Below are 13,289 nucleotides of genomic sequence, written 5' to 3'. Positions count from 1 at the left end.
GCGTATTCTCCAATAACAATTTTTAACGATGACTGATAACGATGAACATCAACAACTCTGTTCAGTCATTCAAATACCGGTTTGCCACAAGGCATCCCGCAAACCACTGGCACGTTCAACCCGGGTTTCCAGCCCAAGCTGCCAGCAGCGCAGCGACGTCAATACCACAAAGCCACTGCGGGCACGGGTAATGGCGGTGTAAATCAATTCACGAGTAATGACAGATTGCCACTGCGACGGCAACAGCAGCAGTACCTGATCAAATTCCGAGCCCTGGCTTTTATGGACTGTCATGGCAAAAGAAGTTTCATGAGCCGGTAGTCGACTGGGTAGCAAATAACGAATCTGGCCATCCGTTGCCGGAAATGCCACCCGTAACTCGCCCTGGGCGTCACGTACAGTGACCCCAATATCGCCATTAAAAAGCCCCAGATCGTAATCATTACGACTGACCATCACCGGCCGACCGACGTACCAGAAGCTGTCGCTGGCACGCTTGAGTCGGCCATGACGGGTTAGCAGATTTTCAATCTGACGATTGACCAGCTCGGCACCAAACGGGCCCTGTCTGACCGCCACCAACACCTGAAACCGCCCCAGTGCCGCTAACATGGCACCGGCATCGGCACTGGTAATCGCAGCACAATAGTCCTGATAACCGGCTAGCAGATCGGTTTCCCACAACCGTCCCGGCCCATGCGTGTCACTATCGCCCAACCACTGCACGGCCAGATCATCGGCTTTGGCAAGAATCGTCAGCGACTGCTGCAACTGCCCGGCGTTTACGCTGGCGGCCAGCTTGCCAATGCCACTGTCTTTATGAAAACGATGGGAAACCCGCAACTCCGCCACTGCATTGGCAATTGAGGCCTGCGGCGGCTGTGCTGGCCACTGCCGTGCTGTTGATGTTGTTTCTGTTGATGCTGCCTCTGGTTCAGCAAACAGATCCAGCGTGGCAGGCTGCTGCACTGCCTTGCTACCGATCTGACTGCAACCCGACCCGGTCCATCCGGCAGAGACCGGATCAAAACCGCACAAAGTCGCCACCCACTGGCCATATACCGGTTGCGGCTGGAAATACTGACCGGCATTACAGAGGTCCGCCAACACACTGCCTGCCTCCACCGAAGCCAGCTGATCGCGGTCGCCCAGCAGAATCAGCCGGGCTTTGGGCGCCAGCGCAGACACCAGCTGATACATCATGGCGAGGTCAATCATCGAGGATTCATCCACCACCACACAGTCGTAAGGCAGCCGGTGACGGGCACTGTAACGAAAGCCATCCGGCCGCCAGCCCAATAGACGATGCAAGGTGAAGCTCTGCTCCGGAATCAAGTCACCATTAGGTAAACCGCCTTTGGATCGGGCCGAGCGAATTGACTCCGTCATCCGCGCGGCCGCCTTGCCCGTCGGTGCTGCCAGTGCAATCCGCATATCCGGTTGAATGCTCAATAGCGCACTCAGCAACCTGGTAACCGTGGTGGTTTTACCGGTTCCAGGCCCACCGGTAATCACACAAAAGCCTTGCAAACAGGCCGTCGCGGCCGCTGCCGCTTGCCAGCCAGAACCGTCATTACGCTCGGGGAACAGCTGATCAAATACCGGCACCAGTTGCTCTAGCGGCAGCTCCAGATCCACACTCAATCGCTGCTTGACCAGCTGTTCGAGGCCAGCCTGATAAAAATAATAGCGGGCCAGATAAAGCCGGTAACGGCGTTGCCCGCCAGTCGCGCCTGGCCCCTCCAGCAAACGGGATTCCAGCACCAGCGGTTGGCCCCGGTAGGCGCCATTCGGATACACGGCGTCACCTGTCCCTGTCTCCAGCAACCAGACACAATCCAGTTGTTGTAACCAGTGCAGCCACTGCTCTGCGACTGGCCAGACGTTGGCCTGTAAAGTCTGCCAGCCCAGCGGCGGTGGATGATCCAGCGGCAAACAGACCTGGCCGCGCCCCAGCGCCCACGACACCAATGCCGACGCCATCACCAGCGCTTGCCGCTGTTCAGCAGTAATAACGGCAGAATCAGCAGCAGCACTGTAATCCAATAATTGCCGCGCCAGCTGCCAGTCGATGGTTCTCAAGGTCGGGTTGGCCAGCAACGTCTGCAGCCAGCCGCCCAAGGCTCCCGGCTGAACCGCAAGCTGCGCCAGCTCAGGCACAGCCTGTGGTAAGATCCCTGTGATCCCTGTTGAGGATTTCACAGCAGACAATCTCATAGCGGTAATTCTCCCTGTGCAGGTTCATCCGCTGCGGTCTGCCCAGCGCCTTGACCTGCAGCAGCACCGCGTAGCAGCCGGGCTTTCCAGCGCTGTAGAGCCTTGCAATCAATCGACTGGAAATACACTCCTGCCGTTTTTTCACCCACAGGCACTTCAGCCTGCAGGCCGCGCAAGAACAGATAAATCACGCCACCCAGATGTTGTTCAGGGTCATAGTCTGGCAGACGTAAGGCCAGTAGCTGATCCAGCGCCAGGGTATAGATCCAGGCTTGCAGATCGTAGTGATGGTCCAGCATCGCCTGATGCAGCGCCGCCCCCTGGTAGTCACTGATCTGATCACCGAGATAATTGGACTTGTAGTCGAGCAAATAGTATTTGCCCTCAAAGCAGAACAGCAGGTCGATAAAGCCTTTCAGAAAACCACTGAGCGGATTGAACTGTAGTTTTTTACGGCGTCCCTGCAGTTCTGGCTGGCAGTCGCTTTCTATCAACAAGGCATTGAGACGTTCGGGGCGCAAATCAGTGACCGGCAAACAGAACTCCATTTCGTCCAGTCGCAAGGCAGGATCGATATTCGCAAGCGAGAGGGGTTTTGCCTCGCCTGCGGCCGCCAATGGTGTTGCTACTATCCGCTCGAACCAGTCGGCCAGTAACTGCAAGCCGCTGTCATTATCACTGACCTCAGCCGTCAGTGGGGCCATTACGTCCTGCGACTGTGGCAACAGTACCGGTAGTTCAACACCAAAATGATCCAGTTCAGCAGGCAGCAGTTCCAACAGCTGTTCGCGACTGTGGAAATCCCACTGCTCAAACACACTGTGCAAACAGGTACCCGGCTGGGCGCCACGCGGAAACAGCACGGCCATGCTGGTTTCAAATGCCAGCTGCTGTGGCGAAGCCTGTGGTTCTTGCCAGTCAACTGCCATTGCAGCCGGGCCAGTCTCATCCAGTCGCAACACCGCAGCATCGCTTTCCAGCTGCAATTCCGTCGCATCTGTACTGCTGTCGTGATAACTCAGACCGGTAAAACTGGAGACCCGCCAGCGATCCTGTAACCGTCGCTCAAAATGCGCCGCAGCAACCGTGTCATCGAGGTCAGCCTCAGCAGTGACCGCAGCCGTGGGCCACAACGGTCGTGAGCCCAGATAACAGACCTCGGAATTCCACTCCGCCAAACCATCAAGCTGCTTGCTGGCAGCCTGCAACAATTCACCGATGGCAGTTTGAAACAACACTGGCGCGGCGTTTTTGCCGCGTCCCGCCAGCGCCGCCGACAACCACACAAAACAGCCCTGCACCGGCCGCGTCAGGGCCACATACAGCAGCCGCATGAATTCAGCGCCCTTGTCACGACTGGCTTGCTGACGGGCGTCATCGTCCGGGTCGAGGTTAATCACCACCTGCTTTTCTGCATTCAGGTAACGGACGTCGTCATAGCGGCTTAATTCCGCCACGTCATTCCACAAAAACGGCAGGAAAACCAACGGGTATTCCAGCCCTTTCGATTTGTGAATGGTCACAATCGAAACCAGGTTGGCGTCCGACTCCAGCCGCAGCTGGGCTTCCTCACTGCTGGCGCTGGCATCCAACACATGTTCGGTAAACCAGCGCAACAAGGCCTGCTGGCCACGCAGGCGGCGACTGGCCTGCTGTAACAGTTCACCAAGGTGCAGCAGGTCCGTCAGCAGTCGCTCGCCATCACCTCCCTGACGTAACAACACTGCCCGCTGGTCCGTAGCCAACCATTGCATCAAGGCCGCCATAATGCCGTGGCTGGCCCACAACTGATGGTAACCCCGTACTTCCTGCAACACCCGTTCGAGCGCTTGTTCGTCAGTCTGCAGCTGATCCAGTTGCTGGCTGCTGTAGCCATACAGCCGGGTCGCCAGCGCGTTACGCAGCTGGCGTTCGTCGGACGGATCGGCAATCGCGGCCAGCCAGATCAGCAATTCGCGGGCACTGTCGCTGTTGAATACAGACTCACGCGACAGCATCACAGCGGTAATACCTTCCAGCGCCAGCGCATGACGCATGATTTCAGCCTGCTTGTTGGTACGTACCAGTACCGCCATATCACCGGCCCGCGCCGCCTGCTCGCCCAGTCGGGTCGCTCCCGATAGCATCTGCCGAATGGTTTCGGCACACTCGCGGGCGCAACGGCGCTGACCGGCATCGCAACTCTCTTCCTGTTCATCAAACCAGAACTGCAGCGGCGCCACCGTTTGCCAGCCGTCAGTGGTTTGAATCGTCAGCTGCTGGTGATCATGACGACCAGCCGCCTTGACCGGCTGAAAAGGAATGTCTTCGGCAAACACAAACGGCGCTGGATGCGCGGCAAACAGACCGTTAACTGCACTGATCAGGCGGCTGTGACTGCGCCAGTTAGTGTCCAGTGTGAAAATCCGCCCCTCAGCCATCGACCGCCGCGCCTGGATATAGGTGAAAATATCCGCCCCCCGAAAGGCATAAATCGCCTGCTTGGGGTCACCAATTGCGGCCAGACCACACACCTGTTCCGGTACTTCCGACGGCCGGTAAATGGTGGAAAAAATCCGGTATTGCAGTGGGTCGGTATCCTGGAATTCGTCAATCAGGGCAACCGGATACAAGGCCCGGATACGCCCAGCCAGCAAGGCTCCCTGCGGCCCTTGCAGGGCGCTGTCGAGCAGTCGCAAAAGATCGTCTGGCGACATCGCACCCGCTTGCTCCATCAGCTCAAAATAACGCTGCTGCACCTGGTCGAACCAGGCCTTCGGCAAGCTGCAACGCAGCTGCTGACGGTATTCAAGCAAAGGCTGCATGGCTGCCAGCAAGTCGTCCAGCAAACCAAAAAACGCCGCCGTCGGTGTCGTGCCTTTTTTACTGGTTTTGGCCGTCAAAGCGGATTGTGTGAGGGTTTCAAGCTTGTCAGGCAACTGCAGGGAAAAGCCTTGCTGGAACCAGCGCCGGGCGGCCTGCAAGCGCGCCGGAATCGACGCCGGTTTATAACTGACGTTATTCAGGTCCTTGTTGCTGGCAGCATCCACCAGCAAGTCCTGTAGTTGTTGCCAGCCTTGCTGTTCGGCACTTTGGCGGGCCTGTTCGAACAACTGTTCGGCGCTGCTGGAATCCGGCATCTGTTGCGGCACCGCAGGCAGAAACAGTGCATCCGGGCGGGCAAACCAGCCACGAATACGCTCCTGCAGCTGTTCTGGCGTGCTGAATACCGAATGAAAAAAACGCGCTTCGGCAATATTGGCCTGGTACAGATGACGCCGCCAGATGTCTTCGCAGGCCTGCTGCAAATAGCCCAGCGAGTCCATTTCCAGTTCGGCGCTGAACATCACCCCACTGTCGAAGGCGAACTGTTTCAGCATCCGCTGACAGAAACCGTGGATGGTGTAGATGCTGGCGTCGTCCATGCTCGACAGGTTGACTTGCAGCCAGTCGGTCAGCTGTTCGAGGCCCTGCTCATCCAGTTGCAACTGGTCGAGCCAGCCTGCGAATTGCGGGTCTTGCAGCGGCATCCCGGCACGCTGGCGTAACACATCTTCATGGTTCTGCCGCAGGCGATCACGAATCCGGCCGCGCAGTTCTTCGGTCGCGGCCTTGGTAAAGGTCACCACCAGAATCTGGTCACACGCCAGCTGTCCCAACGGGTTGTTATGGCCGATGGCCAACCGGCTATAGAGACTGGCGATGGTGAAGGTTTTACCGGTACCGGCACTGGCTTCAATCAGCGACTGGCCAGTCAGCGGGAAGCGGCTGACGTCGAGTGGCAGCGCCTGCACAGGATTGTTGGCAGTCTGGCTCATTGATCTGCTTCCTTGTCGCCGTATTGATACTGTCGCAACAGCAGTTCAAACACCCAGCTGTGTTGGCTGATCCAGCTCTCGCGCCAGCCGTCATCTTCCAGTTGGCGAGCCAGTTGTGGCAGACAGCGTTCGACTTCAATACTGCCGAGCTGGCCAAATTCACTGTCCTGTTCGGCTTTCACCAGTCCCTCGTGTTTGTCTTCTTCTTGCTGCAGCAGTTGCCAGAGCAACTCGGGCAGCAGGGTTTGCGGAAATTGCCAGTTCGCCAGGTAATAGCCTAATGCCCGGGTCAGCCAATCTTGCGCCTGTTCGGTTGTTGGCGCTTGCAGATGGTGCACCTGTAACTTGCCACTCTTGCGGTCCAGCCCCAGATACAAAGCAGCCTGAATACGCTCACCATAAACCAGCCGGGCCAATAACAAATCCAGCCAGCTGGCCAGCAAATGACTGCTGCGCACCGCACCGGCACGCCAGTAGATCAGCGTGCCATCCAGCTGTGGCCCAAGCTCACCCTGCAAATCGAACACTTGTTCGGCTGCGCTATCAGCAGCCAGCACCAGGCGGGTCTGCATCAGTTCCGGTTCAGCCGTTTGCAAGGCCAGCTGCTGCAGCCGCTCAATCAGCGCTTGCGATCCCTGACGAGCGCTTTCCAGTACCAGCTTGCCCAGTGCCTGGACCGGTAATTCGCCCAACGACTGCAACCGCTGACGACGCAGATCACTGTCATCCAGAGTTGCTGACGGCGCTGCCGCGGCGGCCAGCGCCAGGGTAATTTCTTCGTCACGCACCAGGTATTGTTGCAGGTTATCCAGGCTGAATGGCTCTTCGGTGGGATTATCCTGCCATTGCGGCTGCAAACTCACCCGTAAGCGCCGCTGCAGGAAAAACTGGCAGCTGTTTTTCAACGCCCGCTGTAAATCCGCCAGTTCCACCACCGGCACCTGACCGTCAATGCCCAACAGTTCATCCGGCAACGCCAGCGGGGCGGCCAGAAAGCGGTTGTTATGCTTGTCTGATGCGCCCGCGGCTTGCCCAGCAACGGCTGCCCACAATTGCTGATAACCCGGTATCGCCCGCGGAAGATGGCTGGCCCTGAAGACTCCTGCACCGAACGGCTGCAAGGGCAGCTCTTCCAGCAGCCACTGGCGCATTTGCCGACGACTGTCACCGTGGGGCAAATCCGCCAGCTGCGGCAGACAGAAACCGTCGCAGAGATAATCCATCAGTTCGCTGATCAGCACTGAGGGTTGTTGCTCATTGTTTTCGCGTACACCACGGCCGCGATAACTGATATAGAGCTTGCGCTGGGCCGAACTGACGGCTTCCAGAAACAGATAACGGTCGTCGTCACGGCGGGAACGATCACCGCGACGGCGTTTGCCAGTGACCATCAAGTCAAAACCAACCGGCGGCACCTTGCGTGGATAATCCACGTCGTTCATGCCCAACAGGCAGACCACCTTGAACGGAATCGAACGCATCGGCATCAGGGTACAGAAGTTCACCGGCCCGGCCAGGAAGCGCTGCCAGCCACCCTGCTGGCCCAGCTGATTGGTGAACCAGCTGCGTACCACCCGGGCGCTGAAGGTCAATTGCTGATCCTGCAGGGCACCACCCCGTTGCAGTTCTTCCTGCCAGCTCAGCAGGGTGTCACGAATTCGTTGCAGTGAGCTTTGCTGACGCTGTTGTTCGAGCGCGCCAATGGCGTCGGCACGGCCAAATTCGGTACTGAATAATGCATCCAGCAGACCGCTGATCAGGCTCAGCCATTGCGCCGGAGCATGGTTCTGCCGCAGCAGCTGTTGCCAGCGTTCAAGGCAATCGACCAGCTGCAGCAGCTTGCCCAGCAATTCAGCACTGCTGCCCTCAACCGCCGCTACCGGCCAGTCGCCGGACCAGCCCGGCTGCATGTCGCTGCCCGGAATTTCCACCGGAATCATCAGCCCCAGCAGCAACTGCCGCAGTCCCTTGCGCCAGCTGTTTTGTTCAAACGCTGGCAACCCCAGCTGCTGCCGTTGCTGACCGTGCATCCCCCAGCGAATATTGGCACGACTGAGCCAGTCCTTGATGGTGTCCAGTTCGTCACTGGCGATACCAAAGCGGCAGCGAATCGCCGCCACATCCAGCCAGTCCTGCACATCGGCGACCGTCAGGCGACTGTCGGCCAGCCCCAGCAGCGCCAGAAAGGTTTCGATCAGCGGGTTTTCGACCATTATTGACTGGTCGGCAATGGCCCAGGGAATCCGCAGGCCACGATCCTGACTGGCCTGTTCGGCGCTGCCAAACACGGCGTCGATGTAGGGTGCGTAGGAATCGATATCCGGCACCATCACCACCACATCACGGGGCTGCAATTGCGGCTCCTGATCAAACCAGTACAACAGCTGATCATGCAATCGCTGCACTTCCCGCAATGGGCTGTGGGCAGAAATAATCCGAATACTGTCATCGGCCGGGTCGACAGCGGTTTTGAACTGGCTGTGCTGCAGCGCTGCCGGTGTAAATGCCTGTTGCTGACGGTCGTTCAGTTCCAGAATGTCGCTCTGCAGCTGTTGCAGCAGCGTGGTTTGTTCAGGCTCCACCCAGGCTTCAATATCGGACGCCAGTTCAGTGTCGTGCACCAGCGTCAGAAAATCGCGTCCCAGCCGCCCCCAGCTGGCCAACAGCGGATTACCCCGTTCCAGGTAGGTGGCGGCCTCAGGCTGGCGTTGCAGAATCCAGGCCCGACGTCGGTCATCGACAATATCGCCCCAGAAGTTGCGGCACGGGTTAAGCAGGAAGAAGTGCACCTCGATTTCACTGGAAATGGCGTTCAGCACCTGCCAATAACTGCCCGGCAAGGCGGCTATGCCGAACACAAACAGGCGTTTGGGTAATTGTTGCAAGCGTTGCGGGTAACGGCTGACCAGTTCGGCCAGCTGATCCATCAGCCGGGCGCGGTGATCAAGACAATGACCCAGGCTTTTGGCATCTTCGACTAACGCCCGCCAGACCACCGGCTGCCAGGGTTGCAGGGTGACATCGGCATCGTCGATGGTGTCAATATTCGCTTCCCAGTTAATCAGCCAGTCAGGCCGGTAAACCAGATACTGGTCGAATACGTCGGCAATGGTTTCGGCCAGCTGAAAGCATTTGATGCCCTGCGGATCGTCATCCAGATAATGCGCGATCGCGGCACAGGGGTGTTGTGAGTCCGCTGCCGCCCCGGCCACCAGCTCAGGCAACAGCCGCATCAACTGCCAGCTCATGTAGGGCTTGTCAAAATGAGAGCGCTGCGGCAAATCCGGCCGCAGCTGGTTGAACACCTGCCAGACAAAACTGAACGGCAGCGGGAAGTCGATTTGTGCCGCCACCCCAAGCCCTTCGGCGATATTCAATTTGAGCCAGTGCGCCATGCCCTGACTCTGTACCAGAATGGCTTCGCGCTCGAACAGTGATGGCGGTTGCTGCTTCATAATGGCCTGCAACATGCCACACAGCACATCGAGGTCGTTGGAGTGGTAAATCTTCAGCATGATGTCCTTGTCGGTATTGGCAGCAAGCAGATAGCCAGAGTAACAAAAACGGCTCTGACCAGTCGCTGGTCGGGCAAACAAACTGACACAGGCAAATACTTGTATTCGCTGGTCGGGCGACTAATATCCTAGCACTACACATGGGCATCAAGAGCATCAAGAGCAGGCATGGAGAACAACCGTCCCAATCACACCCTCGGGCGCTATGCCTTGTTACATCAAACCGTTTTTGCAGTGGCTCTGGCAGTAATAGCAGTACAAATGATCGTCGCGGTTGAACAGCTGCAGGTCAGCCTCTGGTGGTTAATACCGGCCGCCCTTGCAGGTTGGTATACCGCTGACGCCAGCTCAGGCTGTGCCCACTTTGTTCTCGACTATGTCAAAACCCGCCCAAACACTGGCCTGCGGGAGCTGTATTTCTACAAGGGTGCCAAGGGCACGGCAGATTATCTGAAACTGCGCGATCGGGCGATGAGTCAGCTTTCGCCATTTGAAAAAGTTGCCTTCGACTTCAAAACCCACCACAAACACCCGGGCGCCCTCGCCCAGCGGCAAACCCTGTTAGTCATATTGCCGACTCTGTATCCGATAACCCTGCCCTTTTTGGTCGTGATCAGTCTGATTGAATGGTTGCTGCCAGGCTATTCCTTGCTCGCCTGGATGCTGCTTGCCCATACCATTGGCCTCACCTTTGCCCAGCACGCTCATGCACTGTCACATCTTCGCGAACCGCCCCTGCATGGACGAATTCTACAAAAGCTCGGTTTGTTTATGACCGCCAAAAAGCATTCCAGCCATCACCAGAATCTGGGCATTAACTTCTGCATCCTCAGCGGCTGGGCCGACCCCCTGGTGAACCGGATTTTCCGGTTCTGCAAATCCCGCGGCTGGATTTATCTGGAAGGACTGGAGCCGATACCGTGATTTAACAGCAACAGCCCCGCGTATCCTGCCTTTCAGAGTTCCAGCACAACACCAGAGTGGCGGCACAAGCGCGGGGCGTGGCCTAGCCCTCGACCACAAAACGCCCTGCCGCCAGCCAGATTATTAATACTGGCCAATACCCATACAAAAAACCCGTCCTTTTCATTGACATTTTGAAAAACAGCCAAACAGATCAATCCCTCACCAAAAGCACTGAAAAGCCCTCTCCACAGTCATTTATGACCATAAAAATCCACTACCGGTAAAGCATAAGACAGGTACAAAAGTGTCATCTTTGACTAGACTAAGGTCTATATCTCGACAATTGAACTTTGACACTTTATCTTCGGGCGCACACATGCCTGAACGGCATTATCACGGGAGGTTTTTGACGATGCTGAATGGACTGGATGCTCTGATTGAAAAGCAGCAGAGTATTTATCTGAATGCATTCAAGCACCCGATGGCGCAGCCGGAATTGCAATTAACCGGTGCTGACCGCAAACCCGAAAGCGGCTTGCTGGTGGTGGCTCGTTATTCCCATGAACTATCCGGGTTGCTGGCCGAAGCCAGCCAGCTGGTTGCCGACACCATCCCCGCCATTTGTTTTACCCCGGATACCGTTTACACCGGCTTGATTGTCGGCCCACGCCTGCACGATCTTGACCACAGTGAAGCTGAAGCCATGGTGCTGCAAACCCAGCGCTGGTTTTTTGAAGACGCCCTGCCGATTGGCCGCGAACTACGCAAGCAAGTGCAATTCCAGTTCACCGACTGGCTGTTCAACAGCAACACCCTGATCGCCGCCAGCAAGGCCAACAACAAATACTGGGAGCTGGCGCAATTGCTGGCAAGCAGTGCGGAACAGGCTGGCATCAGCGCCAACATCCCGTGGGGCTCACACGTAACGGTTTCACGCTTTGTTGCCAACCAGTTGCCATCCGAAGAATTACGCTCAGCCGTGCAACAACTGCCAAAGCTTCCCACTGAAGTGGTCACCCCTATCGGCATGGACCTGATTCGCTACGAGTGTGACAACCATGCCTTCCGTTTGATCAGCAGCGACGTCTGGTCGTCCTGAAACGGATACATTCAGTTCATCAAACCCATCAAATAATTTCACCTATAACATGGCCCACAGGCGGTATAGTAGGCGCGTGTATCTGAGCCATTACATTGAGAATTTTCATGACTGAACAAACCCGCGGTCGTCTGACTACCCGAACCATTGCAATGCCAAGTGACACCAACCCTGCCGGCGATATTTTTGGTGGCTGGGTGCTGTCACAAATGGACATTGCTGCTGGCATTTGTGCTGGCCAGCGCGCCCAGGGCCGGGTTGTGACCGTCGCAGTCGACAGCATGAGTTTTATTCGCCCTGTCAAAGTAGGCGACATTCTGGGGGTATACACCCAGGTTGCCGAAACCGGTCGCACCTCCATGAAGGTTCACGTTGAAGCCTGGGTGCGTCGTGGTCGTATTGGCCAGCGCGAGAAAGTCACCGAAGCTACCTTCAAGTTCGTTTCACTGGACGACGATGGCGTACCCAAGCCGCTGCCAGCCGAAGAAGACCTGCCGGAATACGTACTCGACAACAACAGCTGTGAGTTCTGACCCGGGGCCGGGACAAAATCCGTACAAAACCCATGGTTAATATATAACCAGCTTTCCGCTAGAATCCGCCGCCCCGGCGCACAACCGGGGCGAAGCAATGCCGGAACCGGCTAGCGCCTCTCCGCCGCTTTATCTGAACATCCCTGCCAGCTTGTGACTTTTTGGTCACGGCGAACACACGCTCCGGTTTTACGTTCCGGACAGCGAGGAAATTATGACCCAAACCAATCCGGCCACCAGCAACGAGCTTGTTGTTGTCTGTGCCATGTACAAATTCGTCACACTGGAAAACTTCGCCGATCTGCGCCAGCCATTGCTGGACACCATGCAGTCACTGGATGTCAAAGGCACCCTGTTGTTGGCTTTGGAAGGAATCAACGGCACCGTTGCCGGTTCCCGCGCCGGTATTGATGGCCTGCTGCAGTGGCTGCAACAGGACCCGCGGCTGGCCGACATCGGTTACAAGGAATCCTACGACGAACAGCAGCCGTTCTACCGCACCAAGGTCAAATTGAAGAAAGAGATTGTGACCATGGGCGTCGAAGGCATTGATCCCAAGCGGGTGGTTGGCACCTACGTCAAACCAGCCGACTGGAACCAGCTGATTGCTGACCCGGACGTGGTGCTGGTGGATACCCGCAACGACTACGAAGTTGGCATTGGTACTTTCAAGGGTGCGCTGGACCCGAATACCAAAACCTTCCGCGAATTCCCACAATACGTGAAGGACAACCTGGATCCGAGCAAGCATAAGAAAGTCGCCATGTTCTGCACCGGCGGCATTCGTTGTGAAAAATCGACGGCTTACCTGAAAGAGCAAGGCTTTGAAGAGGTTTACCACCTCGAAGGCGGTATTCTGAAATATCTGGAAGAAGTGCCTGCCGAAGAATCAATGTGGCAAGGTGAATGCTTTGTGTTCGACAACCGGGTAACGGTAAACCACCAGCTGGAAAAAGGTCAGTACGACCAGTGCCACGCCTGTCGTCGTCCAATCACCGAAGCCGACAAACAGTCCGAACATTATCAGCAAGGCATCAGCTGCCACCACTGCATTAATGAATACGACGAAGAGCAGCGCGAGCGCTTCCGCCAGCGAGAACAACAGATGCAGCTGGCCAAACAGCGTGGTGAAGACCACCTGGGCAACGACCTGCAAACCGTAATCAAGCAACGCCGCAAAGAAAAACTGGCCTTCAAGGACCAGCAGCGTCAGCAGCGTTAA

General features: G+C 56.8%; 7 protein-coding genes. 4 read left to right on the top strand and 3 right to left on the bottom strand.

What is annotated here, in order from left to right:
- Positions 1 to 69: 69 nt before the first annotated feature.
- Genes recD through recC form a run of 3 tightly spaced genes read right to left on the bottom strand, consistent with a single transcriptional unit; the run spans position 70 to position 9,610 of the window.
- Positions 70 to 2,217: an exodeoxyribonuclease V subunit alpha gene (gene recD, locus K6123_RS04890; RefSeq protein ID WP_221794737.1), complete on the bottom strand. Its 2,148-nt coding sequence runs from the start codon at positions 2,215 to 2,217 to the stop codon at positions 70 to 72.
- On the bottom strand, positions 2,214 to 6,014 hold the full coding sequence (gene recB, locus K6123_RS04885; protein ID WP_221794735.1) for an exodeoxyribonuclease V subunit beta: 3,801 nt from the start codon (positions 6,012 to 6,014) through the stop codon (positions 2,214 to 2,216). The genes recD and recB overlap by 4 nt, the downstream gene beginning before the upstream one ends.
- Positions 6,011 to 9,610, bottom strand: coding sequence for an exodeoxyribonuclease V subunit gamma (gene recC / locus K6123_RS04880; protein ID WP_221794733.1), 3,600 nt, complete (start codon positions 9,608 to 9,610; stop codon positions 6,011 to 6,013). The genes recB and recC overlap by 4 nt, the downstream gene beginning before the upstream one ends.
- A gap of 87 nt (positions 9,611 to 9,697) precedes the next feature.
- Between recC and K6123_RS04875 the strand changes: the two genes are divergently transcribed.
- The 4 genes from K6123_RS04875 (at position 9,698) to trhO (ending at position 13,289) form a co-directional block, all read left to right on the top strand.
- On the top strand, positions 9,698 to 10,453 hold the full coding sequence (locus K6123_RS04875) for a fatty acid desaturase family protein (protein WP_221794731.1): 756 nt from the start codon (positions 9,698 to 9,700) through the stop codon (positions 10,451 to 10,453).
- A gap of 394 nt (positions 10,454 to 10,847) precedes the next feature.
- Positions 10,848 to 11,534, top strand: coding sequence for a hypothetical protein (locus K6123_RS04870; protein ID WP_221794728.1), 687 nt, complete (start codon positions 10,848 to 10,850; stop codon positions 11,532 to 11,534).
- Positions 11,535 to 11,641: 107 nt separating this feature from the next.
- Complete coding sequence (locus K6123_RS04865; protein ID WP_221794727.1) at positions 11,642 to 12,067, top strand: acyl-CoA thioesterase; 426 nt, start codon at positions 11,642 to 11,644, stop codon at positions 12,065 to 12,067.
- A gap of 214 nt (positions 12,068 to 12,281) precedes the next feature.
- Positions 12,282 to 13,289, top strand: a complete 1,008-nt coding sequence (gene trhO / locus K6123_RS04860; RefSeq protein ID WP_221794725.1) for an oxygen-dependent tRNA uridine(34) hydroxylase TrhO — start codon at positions 12,282 to 12,284, stop codon at positions 13,287 to 13,289.

The sequence above is a fragment of the Oceanobacter mangrovi genome (assembly GCF_019740315.1).
In the GTDB taxonomy this organism is placed as follows: Bacteria; Pseudomonadota; Gammaproteobacteria; order Pseudomonadales; family Oceanobacteraceae; genus Oceanobacter; species Oceanobacter mangrovi.
This window is presented reverse-complemented; position numbering and strand designations above follow the sequence as displayed.